Source organism: Streptomyces sp. NPDC044704 (assembly GCF_056433525.1).
The window spans coordinates 355,360-382,323 of the sequence record NZ_JBWKGY010000007.1; the positions used below are offsets into that span (position 1 = coordinate 355,360).

Below are 26,964 nucleotides of genomic sequence, written 5' to 3' on the forward strand. Positions count from 1 at the left end.
GCGAAGAGGAGGGGGCACAGGGCCGCGAGGAGGAGAGTGGCCGGCCGTCCCGGAACAGGGGGGATGGTTCCGGGACGGCCGCCCGGATCGGGTTCCCGCGCGCCCCGGGGGGTTTGGGGCGGACGGCTGTCCGATCGGTGAGGAGTGTGCGCGAACGCATGCCCAGTACGGCGCTGGGGAAGCCCGGTACTGGTGTCGCCCCCGGTTTCCCGGGAACGGTCTGTCTCACTCATCTGCAGAAACCGTACGCCAACGGAAGAGGGGCCGACAGCGGGAACGCGCTCCCGCCATCGGCCCCGCACAGCTTCTTCACAGCGCCCGACGGTTACCGCGGGTAGGGCCGGGGGCGCTGCGATCGGACGTTCTAGACGTTCGATCAGATGCCCGTGGATCCGGCCGTGGATCCGGTCGTGGATCCGGTCCTGGATCCGCGGATCAGATGCCCGCGAACGCGGTCTCCAGGATGTCCAGGCCCTCGTTCAGCAGGTCCTCGCCGATGACGATCGGGGGCAGGAAGCGGAGCACGTTGCCGTAGGTGCCACAGGTGAGGACGAGCAGGCCCTCGGCGTGGCAGGCCTTCGCGAGCGCGCCGGCCGCCTCCGGGTTCGGGGTCTTGGACGCGGGGTCCTTGACCAGCTCGATCGCGATCATGGCGCCGCGGCCGCGGATGTCGCCGATGATGTCGTACTTCTCCTGCATGGCCGTCAGGCGGGTCTTCATGACGGACTCGATCTTCTTCGCCGCGGCGTTGAGGTCGAGCTCCTTCATGGTCTCGATGGAGCCGAGCGCACCGGCGCACGCCACCGGGTTGCCGCCGTAGGTGCCGCCCAGACCGCCGCCGTGCACGGAGTCCATCATCTCGGCGCGGCCCGTCACCGCGGCGAGCGGCAGACCGCCCGCGATGCCCTTGGCGGTGGTGATCAGGTCGGGGACGATGCCCTCGTCCTCGCACGCGAACCACTGGCCGGTGCGGCAGAAGCCGGACTGGATCTCGTCGGCGACGAAGACGATGCCGTTGTCGTTGGCGAACTTCACGATCGCCGGGAGGAAGCCCTTGGCCGGCTCGATGAAGCCGCCCTCGCCGAGGACCGGCTCGATGATGATCGCGGCGACGTTGTCGGCGCCGATCTGCTTGCTGATCTGGTCGATCGCCTGGGCGGCGGCCTCGGGGCCGCAGTTCTCGGCGCCGGTGGGCCAGCGGTAGCCGTAGGCGACCGGGACGCGGTAGACCTCGGGGGCGAACGGACCGAAGCCCTGCTTGTACGGCATGTTCTTCGAGGTCAGCGCCATCGTGAGGTTCGTACGGCCGTGGTAGCCGTGGTCGAAGACGACGACGGCCTGGCGCTTGGTGTACGAACGGGCGATCTTGACGGCGTTCTCGACGGCCTCGGCGCCCGAGTTGAACAGGGCCGACTTCTTCGCGTGGTCACCCGGGGTCAGCTCGGCCAGGGCCTCGCAGACCTCGACGTAGCCCTCGTACGGCGTGACCATGAAACAGGTGTGGGTGAAGTCGGCGAGCTGCGCGGACGCGCGGCGCACGACGGCCTCGGCGGAGGCGCCGACCGAGGTCACGGCGATGCCGGAACCGAAGTCGATCAGACGGTTGCCGTCGACGTCCTCGATGATGCCGCCGCCCGCGCGGGCCGTGAACACGGGCAGCACGGAGCCCACGCCGCCGGCCACCGTCGAAAGGCGGCGGGCCTGCAGCTCCTGCGACTTGGGGCCGGGGATCGCGGTGACGATGCGGCGCTCCTGCGGGACAGCGGTCATAGGGGGCTCCTGGGGGGTGTTTTCGGACGCACTTGTGTCTTTGTCCGCAGGCTAGGCCCGGGGGAGGGGGTAAGGCATGCTCCGTTCGGGAGTGGTGCCCGCGTGTCCTTGTCCGCGACGGCCATAGGAAGGAACCGGCGCGTGACTCGTGGATCATGCCGGGGTACGGGCCCAGGGCCCGGGCCGGGCACTAGATTGAGCGCCGCAGCGCAGCGCACGGCACGGGCAGGGGGCAGGGGTTCATGGACACCGAGGGCGCGTACGAGGACCAGGCGACCCGCCGGGGGGACGTCCCCCGGCCGGCGGGGGGTCCGGGTGCGGTGCCGCCGATGCCGAGCTCCCCACCTCCGATGCCCACCCGGACGCCGGGCGCGGCCTCACCGTTCGCCGACTGGCTCCGCACCCCGCGACCGCGGGCGGAGCCGGGGGTCTGGAGGTTCGGCCATGTGCCCCGTGGTGACGAAGCGCCGGCGGACGCCCCCACGCGCGCCCTGCTCAGCGGCGCCGCCATCTCGCTGCTCGCCTGTGCGTTGGTCTGGTCGCTCCTGAGCAACAACTACATCCCCTTCTGGCGGGTCCCTCCCCGGTTGGTCACCCCGAACGACTGGTGGCCGCCCCTGGGACGGGATCCGATGCTCGGCACGGCCGGTGATGCCGCCAGGCGGGTGTACGAAACTGTGGTCGTCGCCGGCCTGCTCTACGGATTCGGCAGGCTGGGGGCTTGGCCGATCGTCTGGCGGCGCCTCGTCGTGGCTCGTGGCCCACTGTTCCAGGCGGTGGCGGCGGCGGTCGGGGCCCTGATCGCCGTCACGCTCGTATCGCGGGATGCCGTGCCGCTGCGGAGTCTCGCAAACTCCCTGCTGCCGGTGGAAGGCGTCGGCCGGGAACGCGCGCTCTCCCTGGTGGACAACGCCAACACCGCCGTCTACGTGGTCGTCATTCTGTTCTTCGTCTGGCTGGGCCTTCGTCGGCCTGCGCCCGCTTCTGCGGCGGATGCCAATCGGGGGCGGGCCTCGCAGCCGCTTCCTGTCGTGCCCGATGCCTCTGACGACCCAGCCCGGTGGAAGAAGATGCGGGAGGCCGGGCTCGCGGGTGTTGCCGACCGGTTGGAGACGGAGGTGGTCGCCGGGCGGATGAGTGATGTGGATTATGCGCGGATCCGGCGGGCGTGGGAGTCCGTGCGGGCCGATCCCTCGCGCCGGCAGGCGTTCGCGGAGGCCGTGCGCGACAAGGGCGCCGGAGCCTGCGTGCACCCGTCCGGGGCGCGGGACCTGCCCGTCCGGACGGCCCGGCACGATCTGCTGGCCCGCCAGGTGCTCCTCGGCACCGTCGAGGACGGCCCCCGCAACCCCTACGCCCGCCGCGACACCCCCCTCGCCGTCGACCCCGGCGTACTCGGCACGTCCCTCCTCGCCGTCGGCCCGTCCGGGGCCGGCAAGACCCGGCACCTCGTGCGCCCCGTCGTCGAGGCCCTCGCGCTCCAGGCCCTGGCCGGGCAGGCCGCCGTCGTCGCCGTCGGCCCCGCCGGGGCACGGCTCGGCCCCGACGGCGCCTACGACATCGTCGTCCGGATCGGCGACCCCGAATCCGTGCACGACCTCGACCTGTACGGCGGCGCCGCCGACCCCGACGAAGCCGCCACGCTGCTCGCCGAGGCCTTCGTCGGAGACGTCCCCGGCATCGACGTGCGCCGCGCCGCCACCGCCCTCGCCCAGCTGCTCGGCCCGTTCCGGGCGGCGTACGGCCGCTTCCCCGCCGTGCCCGAGCTGCGCGAGCTGCTCGACGAGCTGCCGCCCGCCCTCACGACGCTCCGCCAGGCCCTGGAGGGCGCCGGCCAGCAGCCCATGCTCCGCGAACTCGACGCCCGGATCCGCCAGCACGGGGCCCCCGGCGACCCCGGCCCGGCCCTCGCCGACCGCGTCGCCCTCCTCGACCGGCCCGCCTTCGCCGGGTTCTTCGACACCAGCGGCCAGGGCCGGCCCTTCTCCATGCGCGCCCTGGAACACCCGATCCGGGTCCGGGTCGACCTCCCCGAGCGCGGGCACGCCGACGCCTCGCGGATCCTGACCCGGCTGCTCCTCGCCCAGTTCAACGCCGCCGCCGCGGCCCGCGCCGACCGCTCGCTGTTCGCGTTCCTCGCCCTCGACGACGCCTCGCACACCCTGACCCCCGAGACCGTCCGCGGCGTACAGCGCCTGCGCTCCGCGAACGCCGGGGTGCTGCTGACCCTGCGCACCCTGGACGACGTACCGGAGGCCCTGCGCACCCCGCTGCTCGGCGCGGTCGGCTGCCGGATGGCCTTCTCCGGGGTCACCACCTGGGACGGCAAGCGCTTCGCCGAGGCCTGGGGCACCGAGTGGGTCGAGACCCGCGACGTGACGCACCGGACCGTCTTCGCCGACCAGCCGCTGACCCGGGCCGTCCACGCCTTCCGCAAGCTGGTCACCGGCAAGGCCGTCACCACGGACGCGGTGACCGTCCGCCAGGTGGAGCGGGAGCGCTGGTCGGCCTCCGACCTCGCGCACGCCGTACCGCCCGGCTGCGCGGTGCTGTCCCTGACCTCCGTACGCGGGGAGCGGGCCGCGCCGCTGCTCCTGCGGCTGGCCGGTACGGACTGAGCGGACCCGTACGGGGTGGCAGAATCGAGAGGGGTTGTTCATACGACACGGCAAAAACCCCGACGCCCGCCCCACCCCGCGGGTCCCCTCCCCTTCCTCTCCCCTCCCGCGTAAGGCCCCTGGTACCCCATGCCGCTCACCCTCGCCTCGCTCGTCCAGCACTCGGCGCTCAAACTCAGCGTCCGGGCCGGGGAGACCCGCCTCGACACCCCCGTGCGCTGGGCCCACGTCAGCGAGCTCGCGGACCCCGTCCCCTACATGGAGGGCGGCGAGCTGCTGCTGGTCACCGCCATGAAGCTGGACGCGGACGACCCGGAGGAGATGCGCCGCTACGTACGCCGCCTCGCGGCCGCGGGCGTCGTCGGCATCGGCTTCGCCGTCGGGGTGAACTACGACGCCGTCCCCGACGCGCTCGTCGAGGCCGCCCGCGAGGAGGACCTGCCGCTGCTGGAGGTGCCGCGACGGACCCCGTTCCTCGCCATCAGCAAGGCCGTCTCCGCGGCCCTCGCCGCCGACCAGTACCGGGCCGTGACCGCCGGCTTCGAGGCCCAGCGCGAACTCACCCGGGCCGCCCTGTCCGCCGACGGCCCCGCCGACCTCCTCGCGAAGCTGGCCGCGCACGTGCACGGCTGGGCCGCGCTGTACGACACCTCCGGCGCGGTCGTCGCCGCCGCCCCCGACTGGGCCGCGCGCCGCGCCGCCCGGCTCACCCCCGACGTGGAGCGCCTGCGCGAGCGGCCCGCGCCCGCGAGCGCCGTGGTGGGCGGCTCCGAGGACCGGGTGGAACTCCAGTCGCTGGGCACCGGCCGCCGGGCCCGGGGCGCGCTCGCCGTCGGTACGGGCGCCCCGCTGGGCACCGCCGAGCGGTACGCCGTGCACTCGGCCGTCGCCCTGCTGACCCTGACCACGGAACGGTCGCGGTCCCTGCACGACGCCGAGTCCCGCCTGGGCGCCGCCGTGCTGCGGATGCTGCTGGAGGGACAGGCCGAGCACGCCCGGGCGGTGGCCGGGGACCTGTACGGAGCCCTGCTGGAGGCGCCGTTCCGGATCGCCGTCGCCGAGCCGGCCCTGCCGGGCACCGCCCAGCCGGAAGGGCTGGCGCGGCTCGCCGACGCGGTGGAGTCCGCGGCGGCCCGTACCGGGGAGGCGCTGCTCGTCGTACCGGAGGCCGGGCGCCTGGTGGTGCTGGCCGCCGACGGGGGGTCCGCCGTGCAGGCGTGCGCGGAGCACGCGGAGGTGCTGGAGGCCCGGCGCGGCCGGGACGCGACCGGCCCCGAGCCGGACGAACTGGTGGTGGGCCTGTCGGCGCCGGCCGCCGCCACCGGCGTGAAGGCCGCCTTCAAGCAGGCGGACCAGGCCCTCGCCGTGGCCCGCCGCCGCGGCAGGCCGATGGTGGAGCACGAGGACCTCGCCGCCGGCTCGGTCCTGCCGCTGCTCGCGGACGACGCCGTACGGGCCTTCGCGGACGGCACCCTCAGGGCCCTGCGGGAGCACGACGCGACCGGCCGCGGCGACCTGGTGGCCTCCCTCCAGGCGTGGCTCTCCCGCCACGGCCAGTGGGACGCCGCCGCGGCCGACCTGGGCGTCCACCGGCACACGCTCCGCTACCGGATGAAGCGGGTCGAGGAGATCCTCGGCCGTTCCCTGGACGACCCGGACGTCCGGATGGAGCTCTGGCTCGCCCTGAAGGCCGCCACCCCCACCCCCTGACCCGCCGCGGCGGGGCGCCCGCCACGCACGACACTGACAGCACGACACTGACAAACCGGCGAAGCCCGGCAGGCCGCCGCTCCATGCCGGATAAACAACGAAACCGCGCCGGGGTCCTACGGTGGTGGGGACAGGACCCGCCTCCAGCTGCCGCTGGGAGGTACCCCCAGCACAATCCGAAGGGCCGGGATTCGCATGACCTCCACCCACGCCTTCTGGCTCGCCGGCCGCCAGGCCACCGGCGAGGACAGCTTCGACGTCCACAACCCGTGGGACGGCCGGCTCGTCGGCACCGTCAGCGTGCCCACCGACGCCCAGGTCGAAGAGGCCGTGGCCGCCGCGTACGCCGTGACGGCGGAGTTCTCCGCGACCCCCGCCCACGTACGCGCCGCCGCCCTGGACCACGTGTCCAAGCGCCTGGCCGAGCGCACCGAGGAGATCGCCCAGCTGATCTCCGCCGAGAACGGCAAGCCGGTCAAGTGGGCCCGCGGCGAGGTCGGCCGCGCGGTGTCCGTGTTCCGCTTCGCCGCCGAAGAGGCCCGCCGCTTCAACGGCGGAGACGCCCAGCGCCTGGACACCGACGCCGGCGGCGTCGGCCGGCTGGCCCTGACCCGCCGCTTCGTCAAGGGCCCGGTCCTCGGCATCGCGCCGTTCAACTTCCCGCTGAACCTGTGCGCCCACAAGGTGGCCCCCGCCATCGCCGTCGGCGCGCCGATCATCCTGAAGCCGGCCCCGGCCACCCCGCTCTCCGGTCTGATCCTCGGCGAGCTGCTCGCCGAGACCGACCTGCCGGCCGGCTCCTGGTCCGTGCTGCCCGTGGCCAACGAGAAGATGCCCGCCCTCGTCAAGGACGAGCGCCTCCCCGTCATCTCCTTCACCGGCTCCGACAAGGTCGGCTACGCCATCCAGCAGTCGGTGCCCCACAAGCACTGCACCCTGGAGCTCGGCGGCAACGCCGCGGCCGTGGTCCTCGCCGACTGGTCCTCCGACGCCGACCTCGAATGGGCCGCGACCCGCATCGCGACCTTCTCGAACTACCAGGCCGGCCAGTCCTGCATCTCCGTGCAGCGCGTGATCGCCGACGCCTCCGTCTACGACCGCCTCGTCGAGAAGGTCGTCGCGAAGGTCCAGGCCCAGGTCACCGGTGACCCGTCCGACTCCGCCACCGACGTCGGCCCCCTCGTCTCCGAGGACGCCGCCAAGCGCGTCGAGTCCTGGGTCGACGAGGCCGTGTCCGCCGGCGCCAAGCTGCTCACCGGCGGCAAGCGCGAGGGCGCCTCGTACGAGCCCACCGTCGTCGCGGAGCTCCCGGCCGGCGTCACGCTCGCCGTCGAAGAGGTCTTCGGGCCGGTCCTGACCCTGCAGAAGGTCGAGAACACCGACGAGGCCTTCGCCGCCGTCAACGACTCGAAGTTCGGTCTCCAGACCGGCGTCTTCACCCGTGACATCCAGGTGGCCTTCCGCGCCCACCGCGAGCTCGAGGTCGGCGGCGTCATCATCGGCGACGCGCCCTCCTACCGGGCCGACCAGATGCCGTACGGCGGCGTCAAGCAGTCCGGCGTGGGCCGCGAGGGCGTCCGCTACGCGATGGACGACTACACCTACGAGCGCGTCCTGGTCCTCACCGGCCTCGACATCTGACCTCGTACGGTCCCAGACCGACGGCCGGAGCCTACTGTGCGGGGGCTCCGGCCGTCCCCCTTTTCCGGGCCACCCGCTCGGGCCTTTTCCCGGGTCCCCGAAACGGGTACGACTCACAGGTAGCACCGATCGGTAGTGTCCCGATGCTGCGAGGTGAGGACCCGGATGTCCGCAACACAGCCCGCACAGCCCGTACAGCCCAAGGTGACCGAGCGCGAGGCGCGGCAGGTCGCGGAAGCGGCGCGGGAGCAGGACTGGCGCAAGCCCAGTTTCGCCAAGGAGCTCTTCCTCGGCCGCTTCCGGCTCGACCTGATCCACCCCCACCCGCTCCCCGCCGACGAGGACGTCCGGCGCGGGGAGGCCTTCCTGGCCCGGCTGCGGGAGTTCTGCGAAACCTCGATCGACGGCGCCCGCATCGAGCGGGAGGCGAAGATCCCCGACGAGACGGTCCGCGGGCTCAAGGAGCTCGGCGCCCTCGGCATGAAGATCGACCCCAAGTACGGCGGCCTCGGCCTCACCCAGGTCTACTACAACAAGGCGCTCGCCCTGGTCGGCTCGGTCAGCCCGGCCATCGGGGCCCTGCTCTCCGCCCACCAGTCGATCGGCGTGCCCCAGCCGCTGAAGATGTTCGGGACGCAGGAGCAGAAGGACGCCTACCTGCCGCGCTGCGCCACCACCGCCATCAGCGCCTTCCTCCTGACCGAGCCGGACGTGGGCTCCGACCCGGCGCGCCTGGCCACCACGGCCGTCCCGGACGGGGAGGACGCGTACGTCCTCGACGGGGTGAAGCTGTGGACCACCAACGGGGTCGTCGCGGACCTGCTCGTCGTGATGGCCCGGGTGCCGAAGGGCGAGAACCACCGCGGCGGGATCACCGCCTTCGTCGTCGAGGCCGACTCGCCGGGCATCACGGTCGAGCACCGCAACGCCTTCATGGGCCTGCGCGGCCTGGAGAACGGCGTCACCCGCTTCCACCGGGTCCGCGTGCCCGCCGCCCAGCGCATCGGAGCCGAGGGCGCCGGCCTCAAGATCGCGCTGACCACCCTGAACACCGGACGGCTGTCCCTGCCCGCCATGTGCGTCGGCGCCGGCAAGTGGTGCCTGAAGATCGCCCGGGAATGGTCCGGGGTCCGCGAGCAGTGGGGCCGCCCGGTCGCCAGGCACGAGGCCGTCGGCGCCAAGATCTCCTTCATCGCCGCCACCACCTTCGCCCTCGAAGCGGTCGTCGACCTCGCCTCGCAGATGGCCGACGAGGACCGCAACGACATCCGCATCGAGGCGGCCCTGGCCAAGCTCTACGGCTCCGAGATGGCCTGCCTGATGGCCGACGAACTCGTCCAGATCCGCGGCGGCCGCGGCTTCGAGACCGCCGAGTCGCTGGCCGCGCGCGGGGAGCGGGCCGTCCCCGCCGAGCAGATGCTCCGCGACCTGCGGATCAACCGGATCTTCGAGGGCTCGACCGAGATCATGCACCTGCTCATCGCCCGCGAGGCCGTCGACGCCCACCTGGCGGTCGCCGGCGACATCATCGACCCGGACAAGGCCCTGGGCGACAAGGCGAAGGCCGGAGCCCGCGCGGCCGGGTTCTACGCCCGCTGGCTGCCCCAGCTGGCCGCCGGAGCCGGCCAGCTCCCCGGCGCGTACCGGGAGTTCCACCCGGCCGGCCACCCGGACCTGGCCACCCACCTGCGCTACGTCGAACGCGGCTCGCGCAAACTCGCCCGCTCGACCTTCTACGCGATGTCCCGCTGGCAGGGCCGCATGGAGACCAAGCAGGGCTTCCTCGGCCGGATCGTGGACATCGGCGCCGAACTCTTCGCGATGAGCGCGGCCTGCGTGCGCGCCGAGCACCTGCGGGCCACCGGCGACCACGGCCGCGAGGCCTACCAGCTCGCCGACGCCTTCTGCCGGCAGTCCCGGATCCGCGTCGAGGAACTCTTCGGCCGCCTGTGGTCCAACACCGACGACCTCGACCGCAAGGTCGTCGAAGGGGTCCTCGGCGGCGCCTACACCTGGCTGGAGGAGGGCGTCCTCGACCCCTCGGGCGACGGCCCCTGGATCGCGGAGGCCGCCCCCGGCCCCTCGGAGCACGTAAACGTCCACCGCCCCCTGCGCTGACCTGCCATCATCGGCAGTAGTCCGGACGGATGTACGAGTGCGAGCACGGGTCCGGGCTCAGGTACGGGTACGAGCGCGAGACGGGCGAGGACGATGCCGACGGCCGAGGAGGACCGGGTCAGCAGACGGCTGGCCTGGTGCGTGGCGCACCTGCTGCGCCACGCACCGCAGCAGGTGGTCGCCGAGCTGATCGGCCGGCTCGACGGGACCACCCGGAAGTACCTGTGCCGCGACCAGTGGCTGCCCGCCTCGGCCGTGACCCTGCTGCTGCGCGGGGGCACCGAGGAGGACCGGCACTACATCGCCCGCAACCCGCACGTCGTGGGCCGCCCGCTGCCCGGCCTGCCCTCGGCCGTCCGCTACGCCGCCCGGCCCGGGCCCTCCCCGGAACTGCTCGGCGCGAGCGGCCCGGGGCCCTTCGGCCCCGCCGAGCTGATCGCCCTGCTGCGCCGGCACGGCCGCCGGCCGCGGATCCCGCTGACCCTGCTGGGCATGCCGCACGACCTCGACCCGGAGCTGCTGCTGCGCGAGCACGCCCGCGCGCCGCTGCCGGCGGGCGCCGTGGAGGCCCTGCTGCTGGTGGGCGGACTGCCCCGGGCGGACTGCCTGGCGCTGCTCGACGCCCGCGCGGGCGCTCCGTACGGGCGCCACTGGTACCGGCCCGCCGTACGGGCCGTCCGCTCGGGCCTGCTGACCTGCGACGAGCTCGTCGCCCACGTGGCCCCCGCGGCCCGGACCCTGCTGCTCGGGCACCTGTCCGTCTCGCGCGGGCTGCGCTGGAGCCTGCCCGAGCAGGCCGAGATGCAGTCGGCGGTGCAGCGGGTGCTGCGGCCCGCGCTGGGGGAGGACCCCCGCCTGTGGGCCGAGCTGCCGCGCCGGGCCCCCGGCTACCGGGGCACCCTGCCCGAGCTGGCGACGGCGCTCGCGGCGGGCACCCTGCCCCCGCTGGGCCTCGTACGGCACGACCCGGCGCTGGGCCGGGCCGTGCGCCGGCTCGCCTCCGACACGGCCGCCACGGAGCCGACGGGCGGCTGGGAGCGGGAGCTGGCGCTGGTGAGCCTGGCCGTCCCGATGGAGACCGTCGACGAGGACGTCCGCTGGGTCCGCGACTGCCTGGACCGGGGCCTGCTCACCGGCGCCGACGTGGTCCGGCACAAGGTGCCCGCCTGCTGGGCGCTGGACGAGGACCAGTGGCTCGGTGACATCGGCCATCCGGACCGGCACGACCGGCCCGCCGCGGTGCTCGCCGCCCGGGCCGAGGCCGACCGGCTGTTCGACGAGGCCCTCGGGGACGACCCGCGGGCCTGGTGGCGGGCGGCCCGCGCCCTCCCCGACTTCGCCGGCACGCTGCCCGAACTCCTCGCCCGGGTCACGGACGGGGACTCCGTGTCCAAGCGCTCCTGAGTTGCGGCAACAATGGGGGGCATGAGCGACAGTCCAGCCCCCCTCGCCGACCCGCACCTCCTCTTCGACGCCGCGGCCGGCCGCCGGGACATCGTCATCCTCGGATCGACCGGGTCCGTCGGCACCCAGGCCATCGACCTCGCGCTGCGCCATCCCGACCGCTTCCGGGTCACGGCGCTGTCCGCCGCCGGCGGGCGCGTCGGGCTGCTCGCCGAGCAGGCCCGGCTGCTGCGCGTCGAGAAGGTGGGCGTCGCCCGCGAGGACGCCGTACCGGCACTGAAGGAGGCGCTCGGCGCCCAGTACGGCCCGTCCGAGCCGCTGCCCGAGATCCTGGCCGGGCCCGACGCGGCGACCGAGCTCGCCGCCTCCCCGTGCCACACCGTCCTCAACGGCATCACCGGCTCCATCGGCCTCGCGCCCACGCTCGCCGCGCTGCGGGCCGGCCGGACCCTGGCCCTGGCCAACAAGGAATCGCTGATCGTCGGCGGCCCGCTGGTCAAGGCCCTCGCGAAGCCGGGCCAGATCATTCCCGTGGACTCCGAGCACGCGGCGCTGTTCCAGGCCCTGGCCGCCGGTACCCGCGCCGAGGTCCGCAAGCTCGTGGTCACCGCCTCCGGCGGCCCCTTCCGCGGCCGCACCCGCGCGGAGCTGGCCGGGGTCACCGTCCAGGACGCGCTCGCGCACCCGACCTGGGCGATGGGCCCGGTGATCACCGTCAACTCGGCGACCCTGGTGAACAAGGGGCTGGAGGTCATCGAGGCGCACCTGCTCTACGACATCCCCTTCGACCGCATCGAGGTCGTGGTCCACCCGCAGTCCTACGTCCACTCGATGGTCGAGTTCACGGACGGTTCCACCCTCGCCCAGGCCACCCCGCCGGACATGCGCGGCCCCATCGCGATCGGCCTGGGCTGGCCCCAGCGGGTCCCGGACGCGTCCCCGGCCTTCGACTGGACCAAGGCGTCGAGCTGGGAGTTCTTCCCCCTGGACACCGAGGCCTTCCCGTCCGTCGGCCTGGCCCGGCACGTCGGCACCCTGGGCGGCACCGCCCCCGCGGTGTTCAATGCGGCGAACGAGGAGTGCGTCGAGGCCTTCCTGGCCGGTCGGCTGCCGTTCACAGCAATCATGGATACGGTCACTGCCGTGGTGGACGAACACGGGACGCCGGCAGCGGGAACCCCGCTGACCGTCGCGGACGTCCTCGAAGCGGAGACCTGGGCCAGGGCCCGGGCACGGGAGATGGCGGCTCGCGCCGCCGTGGAGGCGAGCGCATGACGATACTGCTGACCTTGATCGGTGTGGTCGTGTTCGTGGTCGGCCTGCTCTTCTCCATCGCCTGGCACGAGCTCGGCCACCTCTCCACGGCCAAGCTCTTCGGCATCCGCGTGCCCCAGTACATGGTCGGCTTCGGCCGGACCGTCTGGTCGCGCAAGAAGGGCGAGACCGAGTACGGGATCAAGGCCATCCCGATGGGCGGCTACATCCGCATGATCGGGATGTTCCCGCCCGGCGAGGACGGCAAGGTCACCGCCCGTTCCACGTCGCCGTTCCGCTCGATGATCGAGGACGCCCGCTCGGCGGCCTACGAGGAACTCCAGCCCGGCGACGAGACGCGGCTCTTCTACACGCGCAAGCCGTGGAAGCGCGTGATCGTGATGTTCGCGGGCCCCTTCATGAACCTGGTGCTCGCCCTGGCGATCTTCTTCGGCGTCTGGATGACCTTCGGGATCAACCGCACCACCACCCAGATCGCCACCGTCTCGCCCTGCGTGATCCAGCAGAGCGAGAACCGGGAGGTCTGCAAGGACAGCGACCCGGTCGCCCCGGCCAAGAAGGCCGACCTGCGGTCCGGCGACCGCATCGTCGCCTTCGACGGCCGCGCGGTCGCCGACTGGTCCGCCCTCCAGAAGCAGATCCGCGACACGGTCGGCCCCGCCACCGTCACCGTCGTACGGGACGGACGCGAGCTGACCCTGCCGGTGGACCTGATCGAGAACAAGGTCGCCAAGACCGACGGCCACGGCGGGTACGTCAAGGGCGAGTACGTCACGGCGGGCTGGCTCGGCTTCAGCCCCAAGAGCGAGATCGCGGCCCTGACCTTCGGCGAGTCCGTCGACCACATGGGCGGCATCGTCGAGGGCAGCGTGCAGGGCCTGCTCCAGCTCCCCGCCAAGATCCCCGCCCTGTGGGACGCGGCCTTCGGCGGCGCCGAGCGCGAGCCGGACTCCCCGATGGGCATCGTCGGCGCGGCCCGGATCAGCGGTGAGATCGCGACCCTCGACATCCCCGGAGAGCAGCGGATGTCGATCATGCTGAACGTCCTCGGGATGTTCAACCTCTCGCTCTTCCTGTTCAACATGCTGCCGCTGCTGCCGCTCGACGGCGGACACATCGCGGGCGCCCTGTGGGAGTCGCTGCGGCGCAACGTGGCCAGGCTCCTGCGGCGCGCCGACCCCGGCCCGTTCGACGTGGCGCGGCTGATGCCCGCCGCGTACGTGGTGGCCGGGCTGTTCGTCTGCTTCACGCTGCTGGTGCTGGTGGCGGACGTGGTGAACCCGATCAAGATCACCTAGTCGCCGAACGGCCTAGCAAACGCGGGACGGAGCCGGGCACGCATCGTGCCCGGCTCCCTACGTTCGGGTGGCGCACCCCCTCGGATGCGGGGGGCACGCGCTGATTGGCGTAATCTCGAAGGCTGGAGCCCGCCGATCTCGGGACCTTGATCCACACCTTGGGGTTGCACAGCAGATGACTGCCATCTCTCTCGGAATGCCGTCCGTGCCGACGAAGCTTGCCGACCGACGCGTCAGCCGCAAGATCCAGGTCGGTTCCGTGGCCGTCGGTGGCGACGCGCCCATCTCGGTGCAGTCGATGACCACCACCCGCACGTCCGACATCGGCGCGACGCTCCAGCAGATCGCCGAGCTGACCGCCTCCGGCTGCAACATCGTCCGCGTGGCCTGCCCCACGCAGGACGACGCCGACGCCCTCGCCGTCATCGCGAAGAAGTCGCAGATCCCGGTCATCGCCGACATCCACTTCCAGCCCAAGTACGTGTTCGCCGCGATCGACGCCGGCTGCGCCGCGGTCCGCGTGAACCCGGGCAACATCAAGCAGTTCGACGACAAGGTCAAGGAGATCGCGCACGCCGCCAAGGCCGCGGGCACCCCGATCCGGATCGGCGTCAACGCGGGGTCCCTCGACGCCCGGCTGCTGAAGAAGTACGGGAAGGCCACCCCCGAGGCGCTGGTCGAGTCCGCGCTGTGGGAGGCCTCCCTCTTCGAGGAGCACGGCTTCGGCGACATCAAGATCTCGGTCAAGCACAACGACCCGGTCGTCATGGTCAACGCCTACCGCCAGCTGGCCGCCGCCTGCGACTACCCGCTGCACCTCGGCGTCACCGAGGCCGGCCCCGCCTTCCAGGGCACCATCAAGTCCGCCGTCGCCTTCGGCGCACTGCTCTCCGAGGGCATCGGCGACACCATCCGCGTCTCCCTCTCCGCCCCGCCGGTCGAGGAGATCAAGGTCGGCAACCAGATCCTGGAATCGCTGAACCTCAAGCCGCGCCGCCTGGAGATCGTCTCCTGCCCCTCCTGCGGCCGCGCCCAGGTCGACGTCTACAAGCTGGCCGAGGAGGTCACGGCGGGCCTGGAGGGCATGGAGGTCCCGCTGCGCGTCGCCGTCATGGGCTGCGTCGTCAACGGCCCCGGCGAGGCCCGCGAGGCCGACCTCGGCGTCGCCTCCGGCAACGGCAAGGGCCAGATCTTCGTGAAGGGCGAGGTCATCAAGACCGTCCCCGAGTCGAAGATCGTGGAGACCCTGATCGAAGAGGCGCTGAAGATCGCCGAGCAGATGGAGAAGGACGGCGTCGCCTCCGGCGAGCCCACCGTCGCCATCGGCGTGTAGCACCGCGCTGCGCCCGACCCCGGCCCCGGCCCCGTTCCCGCAGTTCGGGGGCGGGGCCGGGGCCTTTTCGTGACCCGTGGGAGGCGGCATCCCCGGGCACCGCCGGGTACAGTGCGGAGATCAGCAGACTTGCATGGTGAGGCCCCAGTGTTGACGCAGACCACCACCCGGGTCCTTGAACCCAGTGATCTCGACGCCGCGCTCGAAGTCCTCGGGCGCGAGCCGGTCCAGAACGCCTTCGTCACCTCCCGGGTCCAGGTCGCCGGCCTCGACCCCTGGCGCCTGGGCGGGGAGATGTGGGGCTGGTACGCCGACGGCGAGCTCCGGTCCCTGTGCTACGCCGGAGCCAACCTCGTCCCCGTCTGCGCCGGACCCGACGCCGTACGCGCCTTCGCCGACCGCGCCCGCCGCACCGGCCGCCGCTGCTCCTCCATCGTCGGCCCCGCCGAGGCCACCCGGCTGCTGTGGCAGCTCCTCGAACCCAGCTGGGGCCCCGCCCGCGACGTCCGGTCCCGGCAGCCCCTCATGGTCATGGAACAGCCCTCCACCACGGTCGCCCCCGACCCGCAGGTCCGCCGCGTCCGCAAGGACGAGATGGACCTGATCATGCCCGCCTGCGTCGCCATGTTCACCGAGGAGGTCGGCATCTCCCCGCTGGCCGGCGACGGCGGACTTCTCTACCAGGCCCGCGTCGCCGAGCTCGTCACCGCCGGCCGCTCCTTCGCCCGCATCGAGGACGGCAAGGTCGTCTTCAAGGCGGAGATCGGCGCCGCCACCGCCCGCGCCTGCCAGATCCAGGGCGTCTGGGTCGACCCCGGCTTCCGGGGCCGCGGCCACTCGGAATCCGGGATGGCCGCCGTCGTCGCCTACGCGCTGCGCGACGTGGCGCCCGTGGTCAGCCTCTACGTCAACGACTTCAACACCGCCGCCCGCGCCGCCTACCGACGGGTCGGCTTCCGCGAGACCGGCGCCTTCATGAGCGTCCTGTTCTGAGCCCGCCGCCACCGCCCCGGCCGTGGCCGCTTTCCCCGTACGGGCCGTACCGCACCGGCCCTACCCCGAAGTAAGGTCGCCGCATGCTGCCTACCCCCGGGGGCGACGACCCCGCACGGCCCGCCGGACTCCGCATCGGCCCCCTCGACCTCGCCGACCGCGTGGACGAGGCCCTGCGCGTGCAGGCCGTGGCCTTCGGGCTCAGCGAGGAGGAGGTCGGCATCCGGCGCTACATCGTCCAGCGCCACATGACCTCCCGCGGCGCCCGCGCACTCGGCGCCTTCACCGACGACGGCGCCCTCGCCGGCTTCGTCTACGGCATGCCCAACGACCGCGGCCACTGGTGGTCCACGATCGTCGAACCGCACCTGAGGGCCGGCGGCGCCGACGACTGGCTCGACGACTCCTTCGTGATCACCGAACTGCACGTCCACCCCGGCTTCCAGGGCCGCGGCGTCGGCCGCACCCTGATCACCCTGATCACCGACGGCGCCGACGAGCCCCGCTCGATCCTCTCCGCCATCGACACCGACAGCCCCGCCCGCGGCCTCTACACGGCCCTCGGCTACCGGGACCTCGCCCGCCGCGTCCAGTTCCCGAGCGCGAGCCTCCCGTACGCGGTCATGGGCGCGACCCTGCCGCTGCTCCGGCCCGGCGGGCGGCCCTGAATTCGGCTTGCCGGGGCCCCCGCCCGCCCCGGTAGCCTCCCGTCATGTCAACGCAACACGTGCAGCGCATGTCCCGCCTCATGGCCAAGACCCTCCGCGAGGACCCGGCGGACGCCGAAACCCTCAGCCACCGCCTCCTGGTACGGGCCGGCTACGTCCGACGCAGCTCCGCCGGCGTGTGGACCTGGCTCCCGCTCGGCAAGCGGGTCCTGGACAACGTCGCACGCGTCGTCCGCGAGGAGATGGACGCCATCGGCGCCCAGGAGGTGCTGCTCCCCGCGCTGCTGCCGAAGGAGCCCTACGAGGTCAGCGGCCGCTGGACGGAGTACGGCGACCTGCTGTTCCGCCTCAAGGACCGCAAGGGCGCCGACTACCTGCTCGGCCCCACCCACGAGGAGATCTTCACCCTCGTGGTGAAGGACCAGTGCACCTCGTACAAGGACCTCCCGGTCATGCTCTACCAGATCCAGACGAAGTACCGGGACGAGGCCCGCCCCCGCTCGGGCGTGCTGCGCGGCCGCGAGTTCCAGATGAAGGACTCCTACTCCTTCGACGTCACCGACGAGGGCCTCGCCGAGTCCTACCGGCTCCACCGCGAGGCGTACGTACGGATCTTCCGGCGCCTCGGCCTCGACCACCGCATCGTGTCGGCCGTGTCCGGCGCCATGGGCGGCAGCGCGTCCGAGGAGTTCCTCGCGCCCGCCGACGCCGGCGAGGACACCTTCGTGGACTGCCCCTCCTGCGACTACGCGGCCAACACCGAGGCCGTCACCTTCGCCCTCACCCCGGCCGCGGGCGAACACGGCCCCGTCGAGGAGCTGGACACCCCCGACACCCCGACCATCGAATCCCTCGCGGCCCTGCTCGGCGTGCCCGCCTCGGCGACCCTGAAGAACCTCCTCGTGAAGGTCGACGGCGAGATCGTGGCCGTGGGCGTCCCCGGAGACCGCGAGGTCGACCTCGGCAAGCTCGGCGAACACCTGGCCCCGGCCGTCGTGGAGCTGGTTACGGCCGAGGACTTCGCCGGCCGTCCCGACCTGGTACGCGGCTACGTGGGCCCGCAGGGCCTGGAGAAGGTCCGCTACCTCGCCGACCCCCGCGTGGCGCCCGGCACTTCCTGGGTGACCGGCGCCAACAAGCCCGGCACCCACGCCCGGAACGTCGTCTGCGGCCGGGACTTCGAGGTGGACCGGTACCTCGACGTGGTCGTCGTCGAGCCGGGCGACCCCTGCCCCTCCTGCGGCGCCGGGCTGCGCCTGGGCCGGGCGATCGAGATCGGGCACATCTTCCAGCTGGGCCGCAAGTACGCGGACGCCTTCGGGCTGGACGTCCTCGGCCGCGAGGGCAAGCCGGTCCGGGTGACGATGGGTTCCTACGGGATCGGCGTCTCCCGGGCGGTGGCCGCGCTGGCCGAGCAGACCGCCGACGACCGCGGGCTGTGCTGGCCCGCCTCCGTCGCCCCGGCCGACGTGCACGTGGTCGCCGCCGGCAAGGCCGTCCCGCTCGCGCTGGCGGAGCAGGCGGCCGCCGCACTGGCCGGAGCCGGCCGCCGGGTCCTGCTCGACGACCGGGCCGGGCTGTCCCCCGGCGTGAAGCTCACCGACGCGGAACTGATCGGCGTCCCCCGGATCCTGGTGGCGGGCCGCCGCTCCGCCGAGGGCATCGTCGAACTCCAGGACCGGGCCACGGGCACCCGTGAGGAACTCCCCCTGGAAGAGGCCCTGGCCCGTCTCACCCAGCCGTAGGCGAAGGCCCGTCCGCGTCCGGGGCCCCGATCGCGGGGCGCCCGGGCGCGGCGCCTTCGGGCTCACCGGCAGAAGGCTCAACGGCAGAGGGCTCAACGGCTGCGGGTTCGTCGGCTGCGAGTTCGTCGGTGGGTGGTGCGTCGGCGGGCGGTGCGCCGGCTCCGGGATCCGCCGCCACCTGCGGGGGAGCGGCCGACGGGGCCGCCGGCGGCGGCGCCGCGCGTTCGAGGAAGCGCAGGAGCTCCACCGGGAACGGCAGCACCAGCGTCGAGTTCTTCTCCGCCGCGACCGCCACCACCGTCTGCAGCAGGCGCAGCTGGAGCGCCGCCGGCTGCTCCGACATCACCTCGGCCGCCTCCGCCAGCTTCTTCGACGCCTGGAGCTCCGCGTCCGCGTTGATCACCCGGGCCCGCCGCTCGCGGTCCGCCTCCGCCTGCCGGGCCATCGACCGCTTCATCGTCTCCGGCAGCGACACGTCCTTGATCTCCACCCGGTCGATCTGCACGCCCCACCCGATCGCCGGACTGTCGATCATCAGCTCCAGACCCTGGTTCAGCTGCTCCCGGTTCGAGAGCAGGTCGTCCAGGTCCGATTTGCCGATGATCGACCGCAGGGAGGTCTGCGCCATCTGGGAGACCGCGAAGCGGTAGTCCTCCACCTCGACGATCGCGTCGGCCGGGTCCACGACCCTGAAGTAGACGACGGCGTCCACCCGCACCGTGACGTTGTCCCGGGTGATGCCCTCCTGGGCCGGCACCGGCATCGTCACGATCTGCATGTTCACCTTGCGGAGCCGGTCGACCACCGGCACCACCAGCGTGAACCCGGGCGCCCGGACGCCCTGGCGCAGCCGGCCGAAGCGGAACACCACGCCCCGCTCGTACTGCTTCACCACACGGGCGGCGGCGACCGTGTAGGCCGCCACCCCCACACCCGCGGCGATCGCCGCTGTCAGCAGTTCCTCGACCATGACGGCCCCCTGCCGGACATGCCTTCCTACCTACGGTATGCCCTACAACCAGGCCGCGAACTCCAGCAGCAGCTCCGCGTCCCGGCGCCGCCCGGCGGCCAGCGCCCGGTTCCCGGACTCCACCGCGCGGAACACCGTCCAGCCCCGCAGCCGGTCGCGGTCCACCTCCAGCGAATCCGCGAGCTTGTTCACCCGGCGCCGGGCACCCGCCGCGCCCGTCGAGGAGGCCATCTGGTCCTCCAGCCGGTCCCGGACCAGCCGGGCCAGGTCGTAGGCCCGCTCGCCGACCAGCGGGTCCGGGCCCACCGTCAGCCACGGCGCCCGCTCCCCGGCCAGCACCTTGCCCTGCCGGAAGTTGCCGTGCAGCAGGAGCTCCTCGCCGGGCAGGGCCGTCAGTTCGCCCCGCAGGTCCACGGCGGTGTCCGCGAGCGCCCGGACCTCCGGCGGGGCCGCGCGCAGGTCCTCGCTCTGGCGGGCCGTGCGCTCGGCCACCGTCTCGAAGGCGTGCCCGGACGGCGGCTCGACCCACAGCCGCCGCAGCGTGCCGCAGGCTTCCAGCAGGGCCTTCGCCTCCGGCAGCGAACGCAGCGACACCTCGGGGTGGAGCCGCTCCAGGAGCAGCCCGCCGTCGTCCTCGTGGTGGCGCGAGTCGAGGACCCGTACCGCCCCGAAACCGCCCCAGTGCGCGAGCGCGGCGAGCTCCCGGCCGGGCCGGGCGGCAGGCGGCGCCAGCTTCAGGGCCGCCGGGGTGCCGTCGGAGTAGTGGACGAGGACCACCAGGCTGCTGCGGCCGCCGGGGGCCTGCACCCGCTGGGCCACCACGTCCCGCCGGGCCAGTGCCTCCTCGGCGAGCCGGGGCAACTGCCCGAGCCAGTCCGTGTTCTGCGCCGTCTCGGGCATCTCGCCGAGCGCCCGTACAAGCCGCTGCGGCGGTTCGAAAGCCATGCGTGCGTGGTCCCTTTCAGCTGTGCCGGGCCCCGTCGCGCCTCCTCAGCGCTTTTCCGTGAGCCCAGGGAAGGCTACGCCGACACCGCGCCAGCGTGCCGCGCGGACCGCCGCGGCGCTCAGCGCGTCGGCGGCCTCGCGGCGCAGCTGGCCGTCCGCCGCCCGGACCAGATCGGAGTACGCGCCCGCCACCCGGTCCTCGATCTCGGCGGCCAGCCGCTCGGCGTCCGCCGGGGTGCGCAGTTCGAACGGCAGGGCGTACGCCGCCTCCGAGGGCCGGGGCGAGCCGCCCAGCTCCCGCACGGTCCGGGTCAGGGCGTCGCGGCGCGCGAGGTGGCCCCCGTAGGCCTCGCGGGCCTCGGCCGCCCGGGCGGCGGCACGGGCGCCGATCACCCCGTAGGCGTACGCCGCCGAGTGCTCGGCGGCCAGCGCGGCCTGGGCCGCCTCCAGCGGGCGTCCGGCGGGGGAGGGTTCGGGCTTCACGACGCGGCTCCCGGGGTCGGGGTGGAGGTCAGCAGGTAGGCGTGGACGGCCCCGCACGCGGCCACCGAGGCCAGTAGCCGGGCCAGTTCCCCGGGTGCGCCGGCCAGCGCGACCGTGCGGGCCTCGGACAGGCTCCGCTCGGCGTCCGCCAGCTCGGTCAGGGCGTCCGCCTCCTTCGGCGGGACCGGATCGGGGCGTACGGAGGGCGACCCCGTCGCGGCGGGCGAGGCGGAGGCGCCGGCGGACAGCGGCCGGGAGGTGGACGACGGCCGGGAGGCGGCCGGACCCGGGAAGGCGAGGGCGGCGGTGTGCGCCTCGACGGCCCCGCGCAGCGGCGCGAGGCGGGCGGCCAGGGCCGGATGGGCGGCGGTGGTGGCGTCGTAACGTTCCAGCAGCCGCTCGCTGTCACGAACGGCACCCTCCCGGATGCGCCGTTCGAGCGGAATGCCGGTGTCGGCGCCCGACGGGCCGCCCCCGCCGGTGCACCCGGTGAGCAGGGCGGCCCCGGCCGCGCCGGCGGTACCGGCCAGCAGCTGCCTACGCGAGGGCCGGGAGGTCAGGGTCCAGGGCACGGGCGTCGTCCTCGGGGTGATGGCGGGACAGGGTGTGATCACGGTACCCGGGGGTCCCGTCCGCAGCGCGGACGGCAACACCCCCCGCGACCGGATACCCTTTGACCTGACACGCGACGGAAAACCACAACAGCACACGCGGCCGAGGAGTCACCCGGATGAGCACCACCCAGAGCGACAGGCTGCGCGGACTGCTGGAGCCGCTCGTCGCCGCCAAGGGCCTGGACCTCGAGGAGATCGAGCTGTCCAAGGCGGGCAAGCGCCGGATGCTGCGGATCATCGTGGATTCCGATGAGGGTGTGGAACTCGACGCCTGTGCCGAGCTGAGCCGTGAGGTCTCCGACAAGCTCGACGAGTCCGACGCGATGGGTGAGGACGAGTACGTCCTCGAAGTCAGCTCTCCGGGCGCGGACCGCCCGCTCACCGAGCACCGTCACTACGTTCGGGCGACCGGCCGTCTCGTGAAGTTCCAGACCGCCGACGGCGGGGAACTGATCGCCCGCATCCTCGGTGTCGACGACGAGGGCATGGACCTCGAAGTTCCGGGTGTGAAGGGCCGCAAGGCGACCACCCGCCGCATCGCGTTCGCCGACATCGCCAAGGCGCGTGTCGAAATCGAGTTCAACCGCAAGGACAAGAAGGAAGAGGAGGCGTAGTCGTGGACATCGACATGAGTGCCCTGCGGGGTCTGGTCCGGGAGAAGGAGATCTCCTTCGACCTGCTCGTCGAGGCGATCGAGTCGGCCCTCCTCATCGCGTACCACCGCACCGAGGGCAGCTTCCGGCGTGCCCGCGTCGTGCTCGACCGCACCAACGGTCACGTGGTCGTGTGGGCGACGGAGGACCCGAGGGACCTCGAAGAGGGCCAGGAGCCCAAGGAGTTCGACGACACGCCGTCGGACTTCGGGCGGATCGCCGCGACGACCGCCAAGCAGGTGATCCTGCAGCGTCTGCGCGACGCCGAGGACGACCTGACCTTCGGCGAGTTCGCCGGCCGCGAGGGCGACGTCATCACCGGCGTCGTCCAGCAGGGCAAGGACCCCAAGAACGTCCTCGTCGACATCGGCAAGCTGGAGGCCATCCTGCCGGTGCAGGAGCAGGTTCCCGGCGAGGAGTACACGCACGGACTCCGCCTCAAGGCGTACGTCGTGCGGGTGGCGAAGGGTGTCCGCGGTCCGTCCGTGACCCTGTCGCGCACCCACCCCAACCTGGTGAAGAAGCTCTTCTCGCTGGAGGTCCCGGAGATCGCCGACGGCAGCGTCGAGATCTCGGCGATCGCCCGTGAGGCCGGTCACCGCACCAAGATCGCCGTCCGGTCGACGCGCTCGGGCCTGAACCCCAAGGGCGCCTGCATCGGCCCGATGGGCAGCCGTGTGCGCAACGTCATGGCCGAGCTGCACGGCGAGAAGATCGACATCGTCGACTGGTCGGACGACCCGGCGGAGATGGTCGCGAACGCCCTGTCACCCGCTCGGGTGAGCGAGGTCGAGGTCGTCGACTGGGACTCCCGCTCCGCCCGGGTGACCGTGCCCGACTACCAGCTGTCGCTGGCCATCGGCAAGGAGGGCCAGAACGCCCGCCTCGCCGCGCGGCTCACCGGCTGGCGCATCGACATCCGCCCGGACACCGAGACCCCCGACGGGGCCCCGGACCGGGACGGCGGCCGTGACTCGGGCCGCGGTGGAGACCGCGGCGGGGACCGCGGCCGGGAATAAACCACTACCGGCCGGAGGTTTCCGGCCGGTAGACAGGGACCCGGAGCAGTCCGGGTCCCGAGTGGATCACGACAACATCCGTTCGATTTTTCGCCCGAAGGGGTGAGGTCGGTGCGGGGAGGTAGACTTAGGCGTGTCTGGCCGGACGCAAGCCCGCGCATGCCCCGAACGCACCTGTGTGGGGTGTCGGGAGCGAGCGGCCAAGAGCGATCTGCTGCGCATCGTGGCGATCGGAGACGAATGCGTCCCTGATCCTCGCGGTACGCTGCCCGGCCGGGGTGCCTACCTGCACCCCGACGTGGTCTGCCTCGACAAGGCGGTCCGCCGCAGAGCGTTCCCCCGGGCCCTCCGGTCCGCCGGAACGCTCGACACGGCGGCACTGCGCGAAGCCGTGGCCGTCGAGGCCGAGGCGACACCGTAAGAAGTAGTACGGCACGGATACCCCGTGCGGTCAGGTACCTCGCGAGTTGGAAGTAGGTCGAGATTGCGATGAGCACTCGATGAGTACGCGATGAGTACGCCCATGAAGTAGCGACGGTCCGGCGTAACCCGGACCTAAAAGGAGCGAAGTGGCTAAGGTCCGGGTATACGAACTCGCCAAGGAGTTCGGGGTGGAGAGCAAGGTCGTCATGGCCAAGCTCCAAGAACTCGGTGAATTCGTCCGTTCGGCGTCCTCGACGATCGAGGCGCCGGTTGTACGCAAGTTGACTGACGCACTGCAGGGGCCCGGCGGCAACGCCGGCAAGTCCGCTGCAAAGCCCGGCGCGCCCCGCAAGGCCGCGCCCGCCAAGCCCGCAGCGCCCTCCCCGGCCGCTGCGGCACGTCCCGCCGCACCGAAGCCCGGCGCACCGGCCCCCAAGCCGGCCGCAGCCGAGGCTCCGGCCGCGAGCGCCCCGGTGACTCCGGCCGCCCCCGGCCCGCGTCCCGGCCCGAAGGCTCCGGCCGCCCCGAAGCCCGCTCCGGCGGCGCCCGTGGCGACCGAGTTCTCCGCGCCTCCGGCGGCCCCGGCCGCCCCGGCGCGCACCGAGCGTCCCGCTGCCGCCGCCCCCGGCCCCCGTCCGGCGCAGCAGCGTCCGGCGCAGGGTCAGGGTGGCCAGGCCGGCGCCCGTCCCGGCGCCCCGCGCCCCGCGGGCTCCGCTCCCGGTGCCCAGGGCCAGCGTCCCGCCGGCGGCCCCGGCCAGGGTGCCCCGCGCCCGCAGGGTGCCCGTCCGGCCGGTCCCCGTCCGGGCAACAACCCGTTCACCTCTGGTGGCTCCACCGGCATGGCGCGCCCCCAGGCGCCCCGTCCGGCCGGCGCTCCCCGTCCCGGTGCCCCCGGCGCCGGCGGCGGCCAGGGTGCTCCCCGCCCGCAGGGCGGCCCCGGCGGCGCCCCGCGTCCGCAGGGTCCCGGCGGCGCCCGTCCGACCCCGGGCGGCATGCCGCGTCCGCAGGGCGGCGCCCCGCGTCCCGGTGGTGCTCCCGGCGGTAACCGTCCCAACCCGGGCATGATGCCGCAGCGTCCCGCTGCCGGTGGTCCCGGTCCCCGTCCCGGCGGCGGCCCCGGTGGCCGTGGTCCCGGTGCGGGCGGTGCCCGTCCCGGTGGCGCCGGTCGTCCCGCGGGCGGCGGCTTCGCCGGCCGTCCGGCCGGTCCGGGCTCGCGTCCCGGCGGCGGTGGCGGCTTCGGCGGTCCCCGTCCCGGCGGTGGCTTCGGTGGCGGTCCTGCCGGCGCCGGTGGCGGCGGTCGTCCCGGCTTCGGCGGGCGTCCCGGTGGTCCCGGTGCCCGTGGTGGCACGCAGGGTGCCTTCGGCCGTCCCGGCGGTCCGGCCCGTCGTGGTCGCAAGTCCAAGCGTCAGAGGCGCCAGGAGTACGAGGCCATGCAGGCCCCGTCCGTCGGCGGCGTGATGCTGCCGCGCGGTGGCGGCGAGACCGTGCGCCTGTCGCGCGGTGCCTCCCTCACCGACTTCGCGGAGAAGATCAACGCCAACCCGGCGTCGCTCGTCGCCGTGATGATGAACCTCGGCGAGATGGTTACTGCCACGCAGTCCGTCTCCGACGAGACGCTCGAAATGCTGGCCGGCGAGATGAACTACGTCGTCCAGATCGTCAGCCCGGAGGAAGAGGACCGCGAGCTCCTCGAGGGCTTCGACATCGAGTTCGGCGAGGACGAGGGCGGCGAGGAATACCTCATGCCGCGTCCGCCGGTCGTGACCGTCATGGGTCACGTCGACCACGGTAAGACCCGACTGCTCGACGCCATCCGCAAGACGAACGTCGTCGCGGGCGAAGCCGGTGGCATCACCCAGCACATCGGTGCCTACCAGGTGGGCACCGAGGTCAACGGTGAAGAGCGCAAGATCACCTTCATCGACACCCCGGGTCACGAGGCGTTCACCGCCATGCGTGCCCGTGGTGCCAAGTCGACCGACATCGCGATCCTCGTGGTCGCGGCCAACGACGGCGTCATGCCGCAGACGATCGAGGCGCTGAACCACGCCAAGGCCGCCGGCGTCCCGATCGTCGTCGCGGTCAACAAGATCGACGTCGAGGGTGCCGACCCGGTCAAGGTGCGCGGTCAGCTCACCGAGTTCGGTCTGGTCGCCGAGGAGTACGGCGGCGACACGATGTTCGTCGACATCTCCGCCAAGCAGGGTCTGCACATCGACTCCCTGCTGGAGGCCGTCGTCCTCACCGCCGACGCCTCGCTCGACCTGCGCGCCAACCCGGAGCAGGACGCTCAGGGTATTGCGATCGAGTCCCACCTCGACCGCGGCCGCGGTGCCGTCGCCACCGTCCTCGTCCAGCGCGGTACCCTCCGCGTCGGCGACACGATGGTCGTGGGCGACGCCTACGGCCGAGTGCGCGCCATGCTCGACGACAAGGGCAACAACGTCGAGGAAGCGGGTCCGTCGACCCCCGTCCTGGTCCTGGGTCTCACCAACGTCCCCGGCGCCGGCGACAACTTCCTCGTCGTCGACGAGGACCGTACGGCCCGTCAGATCGCCGAGAAGCGTGCTGCGCGTGAGCGCAACGCCAACTTCGCCAAGCGCGTCCGTCGCGTGTCCCTCGAGGACCTCGACTCCGTGCTCAAGGCCGGTCTGGTCCAGGAACTCAACCTCATCATCAAGGGCGACGCGTCCGGTGCGGTCGAGGCCCTCGAGTCCTCGCTGCTCCAGCTCGACGTCGGTGAAGAGGTCGACATCCGGGTCCTGCACCGCGGTGTGGGTGCGGTCACCGAGTCCGACATCTCGCTGGCGATGGGCTCCGACGCCATCGTCATCGGTTACAACGTCCGTGCGGCCGGCCGTGCCGCGCAGATGGCGGACCGCGAGGGTGTCGACGTCCGCTACTACTCGGTGATCTACCAGGCCATCGAGGAGATCGAGGCGGCCCTGAAGGGTCTCCTCAAGCCGGAGTACGAAGAGGTCGAGCTCGGTACGGCGGAGGTCCGCGAGATCTTCCGCTCGTCCAAGCTGGGCAACATCGCCGGTGTCCTCATCCGGTCCGGCGAGGTCAAGCGCAACACCAAGGCGCGGCTCCTGCGCGACGGCAAGGTCGTCGCCGAGAACCTCACCATCTCCGGTCTGCGCCGCTTCAAGGACGACGTCACCGAGATCCGCGAAGGCTTCGAGGGCGGTATCAACCTCGGCTCCTTCAACGACATCAAGATCGACGACGTCATCGCGACGTACGAGATGCGCGAGAAGCCCCGCGCGTAAGCGCGAGGCGGT

General features: G+C 73.0%; 20 protein-coding genes. 15 read left to right on the forward strand and 5 right to left on the reverse strand.

Annotated features, from left to right (window positions below; translation table 11 throughout):
* Positions 1–435: 435 nt before the first annotated feature.
* Positions 436–1,770: a 4-aminobutyrate--2-oxoglutarate transaminase gene (gene gabT, locus AC07B0_RS20420; RefSeq protein ID WP_356879303.1), complete on the reverse strand. Its 1,335-nt coding sequence runs from the start codon at positions 1,768–1,770 to the stop codon at positions 436–438.
* A gap of 242 nt (positions 1,771–2,012) precedes the next feature.
* Here gabT and AC07B0_RS20425 point away from each other — a divergent pair, with 242 nt between their 5' ends.
* The 11 genes from AC07B0_RS20425 (at position 2,013) to AC07B0_RS20475 (ending at position 18,573) form a co-directional block, all read left to right on the forward strand.
* A complete protein-coding gene (locus tag AC07B0_RS20425; RefSeq protein WP_478898673.1) occupies positions 2,013–4,388 on the forward strand; it encodes an ATP/GTP-binding protein in 2,376 nt (791 codons plus the stop codon).
* Between the two features lie 129 nt (positions 4,389–4,517).
* A complete protein-coding gene (locus AC07B0_RS20430; protein WP_356879307.1) occupies positions 4,518–6,098 on the forward strand; it encodes a PucR family transcriptional regulator in 1,581 nt (526 codons plus the stop codon).
* A 195-nt stretch (positions 6,099–6,293) separates the two neighbouring features.
* Positions 6,294–7,739 (forward strand): aldehyde dehydrogenase family protein, encoded by a 1,446-nt coding sequence (locus AC07B0_RS20435; protein WP_356879309.1) that lies wholly within the window; start codon positions 6,294–6,296, stop codon positions 7,737–7,739.
* A 165-nt stretch (positions 7,740–7,904) separates the two neighbouring features.
* Positions 7,905–9,857, forward strand: a complete 1,953-nt coding sequence (locus AC07B0_RS20440; protein ID WP_356879311.1) for an acyl-CoA dehydrogenase family protein — start codon at positions 7,905–7,907, stop codon at positions 9,855–9,857.
* A 93-nt stretch (positions 9,858–9,950) separates the two neighbouring features.
* On the forward strand, positions 9,951–11,261 hold the full coding sequence (locus tag AC07B0_RS20445) for a hypothetical protein (protein WP_478898674.1): 1,311 nt from the start codon (positions 9,951–9,953) through the stop codon (positions 11,259–11,261).
* Between the two features lie 21 nt (positions 11,262–11,282).
* Positions 11,283–12,536 (forward strand): 1-deoxy-D-xylulose-5-phosphate reductoisomerase, encoded by a 1,254-nt coding sequence (dxr, locus tag AC07B0_RS20450; RefSeq protein ID WP_356879315.1) that lies wholly within the window; start codon positions 11,283–11,285, stop codon positions 12,534–12,536.
* Positions 12,533–13,834 carry a M50 family metallopeptidase gene (locus tag AC07B0_RS20455; protein WP_356879317.1) on the forward strand — a complete coding sequence of 434 codons (1,302 nt, stop codon included), beginning with the start codon at positions 12,533–12,535 and terminating at the stop codon, positions 13,832–13,834. Before dxr ends, AC07B0_RS20455 begins: the two co-directional genes overlap by 4 nt.
* 175 nt (positions 13,835–14,009) lie before the next feature.
* A complete protein-coding gene (gene ispG / locus AC07B0_RS20460) occupies positions 14,010–15,167 on the forward strand; it encodes a flavodoxin-dependent (E)-4-hydroxy-3-methylbut-2-enyl-diphosphate synthase (protein ID WP_356879319.1) in 1,158 nt (385 codons plus the stop codon).
* 147 nt (positions 15,168–15,314) lie between these two features.
* Entirely contained in the window at positions 15,315–16,160 is an 846-nt protein-coding gene (locus AC07B0_RS20465; protein WP_356879321.1) for a GNAT family N-acetyltransferase, read from the forward strand.
* 83 nt (positions 16,161–16,243) lie between these two features.
* On the forward strand, positions 16,244–16,828 hold the full coding sequence (locus tag AC07B0_RS20470) for a GNAT family N-acetyltransferase (protein ID WP_356879323.1): 585 nt from the start codon (positions 16,244–16,246) through the stop codon (positions 16,826–16,828).
* Positions 16,829–16,872: 44 nt separating this feature from the next.
* The gene (locus AC07B0_RS20475) at positions 16,873–18,573 is read left to right on the forward strand and encodes a proline--tRNA ligase (protein WP_478865954.1); all 1,701 of its coding nucleotides are present in this window, start codon (positions 16,873–16,875) and stop codon (positions 18,571–18,573) included.
* On the opposite strand, the gene AC07B0_RS20480 is transcribed toward AC07B0_RS20475, so the two are convergent.
* Genes AC07B0_RS20480 through AC07B0_RS20495 form a run of 4 tightly spaced genes read right to left on the reverse strand, consistent with a single transcriptional unit; the run spans position 18,560 to position 21,543 of the window.
* A complete protein-coding gene (locus AC07B0_RS20480) occupies positions 18,560–19,543 on the reverse strand; it encodes a slipin family protein (protein ID WP_478898675.1) in 984 nt (327 codons plus the stop codon). The genes AC07B0_RS20475 and AC07B0_RS20480 overlap by 14 nt on opposite strands.
* Positions 19,544–19,585: 42 nt before the next feature.
* Positions 19,586–20,488: an aminoglycoside phosphotransferase family protein gene (locus AC07B0_RS20485; protein ID WP_356879329.1), complete on the reverse strand. Its 903-nt coding sequence runs from the start codon at positions 20,486–20,488 to the stop codon at positions 19,586–19,588.
* 45 nt (positions 20,489–20,533) lie between these two features.
* Positions 20,534–20,971, reverse strand: coding sequence for a ferritin-like domain-containing protein (locus tag AC07B0_RS20490; RefSeq protein WP_478898676.1), 438 nt, complete (start codon positions 20,969–20,971; stop codon positions 20,534–20,536).
* Positions 20,968–21,543 (reverse strand): hypothetical protein, encoded by a 576-nt coding sequence (locus AC07B0_RS20495; RefSeq protein WP_478865956.1) that lies wholly within the window; start codon positions 21,541–21,543, stop codon positions 20,968–20,970. The genes AC07B0_RS20490 and AC07B0_RS20495 overlap by 4 nt, the downstream gene beginning before the upstream one ends.
* A gap of 158 nt (positions 21,544–21,701) precedes the next feature.
* Here AC07B0_RS20495 and rimP point away from each other — a divergent pair, with 158 nt between their 5' ends.
* From rimP to infB, 4 genes are all read left to right on the forward strand, one after another.
* On the forward strand, positions 21,702–22,199 hold the full coding sequence (gene rimP / locus AC07B0_RS20500; protein WP_467297865.1) for a ribosome maturation factor RimP: 498 nt from the start codon (positions 21,702–21,704) through the stop codon (positions 22,197–22,199).
* A gap of 2 nt (positions 22,200–22,201) precedes the next feature.
* Positions 22,202–23,257 (forward strand): transcription termination factor NusA, encoded by a 1,056-nt coding sequence (nusA, locus tag AC07B0_RS20505; RefSeq protein WP_356879337.1) that lies wholly within the window; start codon positions 22,202–22,204, stop codon positions 23,255–23,257.
* 133 nt (positions 23,258–23,390) lie between these two features.
* The gene (locus tag AC07B0_RS20510) at positions 23,391–23,678 is read left to right on the forward strand and encodes a YlxR family protein (RefSeq protein ID WP_356879339.1); all 288 of its coding nucleotides are present in this window, start codon (positions 23,391–23,393) and stop codon (positions 23,676–23,678) included.
* A 148-nt stretch (positions 23,679–23,826) separates the two neighbouring features.
* Complete coding sequence (gene infB, locus AC07B0_RS20515; protein WP_356879341.1) at positions 23,827–26,952, forward strand: translation initiation factor IF-2; 3,126 nt, start codon at positions 23,827–23,829, stop codon at positions 26,950–26,952.
* The last annotated feature ends 12 nt before the right edge of the window (positions 26,953–26,964 follow it).

Excerpts from the sequence above, each read along its gene's own strand:
- AC07B0_RS20475 (WP_478865954.1), top strand. The coding sequence starts at position 16,873 with ATGTCAACGCAACACGTGCAGCGCATGTCCCGCCTCATGGCCAAGACC.
- AC07B0_RS20445 (WP_478898674.1), top strand. The coding sequence starts at position 9,951 with ATGCCGACGGCCGAGGAGGACCGGGTCAGCAGACGGCTGGCCTGGTGC.
- AC07B0_RS20470 (WP_356879323.1), top strand. The coding sequence starts at position 16,244 with ATGCTGCCTACCCCCGGGGGCGACGACCCCGCACGGCCCGCCGGACTC.
- AC07B0_RS20430 (WP_356879307.1), top strand. The coding sequence starts at position 4,518 with ATGCCGCTCACCCTCGCCTCGCTCGTCCAGCACTCGGCGCTCAAACTC.
- dxr (WP_356879315.1), top strand. The coding sequence starts at position 11,283 with ATGAGCGACAGTCCAGCCCCCCTCGCCGACCCGCACCTCCTCTTCGAC.
- AC07B0_RS20425 (WP_478898673.1), top strand. The coding sequence starts at position 2,013 with ATGGACACCGAGGGCGCGTACGAGGACCAGGCGACCCGCCGGGGGGAC.
- AC07B0_RS20485 (WP_356879329.1), bottom strand. The coding sequence starts at position 20,488 with ATGGCTTTCGAACCGCCGCAGCGGCTTGTACGGGCGCTCGGCGAGATG.
- AC07B0_RS20455 (WP_356879317.1), top strand. The coding sequence starts at position 12,533 with ATGACGATACTGCTGACCTTGATCGGTGTGGTCGTGTTCGTGGTCGGC.
- AC07B0_RS20435 (WP_356879309.1), top strand. The coding sequence starts at position 6,294 with ATGACCTCCACCCACGCCTTCTGGCTCGCCGGCCGCCAGGCCACCGGC.
- rimP (WP_467297865.1), top strand. The coding sequence starts at position 21,702 with ATGAGCACCACCCAGAGCGACAGGCTGCGCGGACTGCTGGAGCCGCTC.
- AC07B0_RS20480 (WP_478898675.1), bottom strand. The coding sequence starts at position 19,543 with ATGGTCGAGGAACTGCTGACAGCGGCGATCGCCGCGGGTGTGGGGGTG.
- AC07B0_RS20440 (WP_356879311.1), top strand. The coding sequence starts at position 7,905 with ATGTCCGCAACACAGCCCGCACAGCCCGTACAGCCCAAGGTGACCGAG.
- ispG (WP_356879319.1), top strand. The coding sequence starts at position 14,010 with ATGACTGCCATCTCTCTCGGAATGCCGTCCGTGCCGACGAAGCTTGCC.
- gabT (WP_356879303.1), bottom strand. The coding sequence starts at position 1,770 with ATGACCGCTGTCCCGCAGGAGCGCCGCATCGTCACCGCGATCCCCGGC.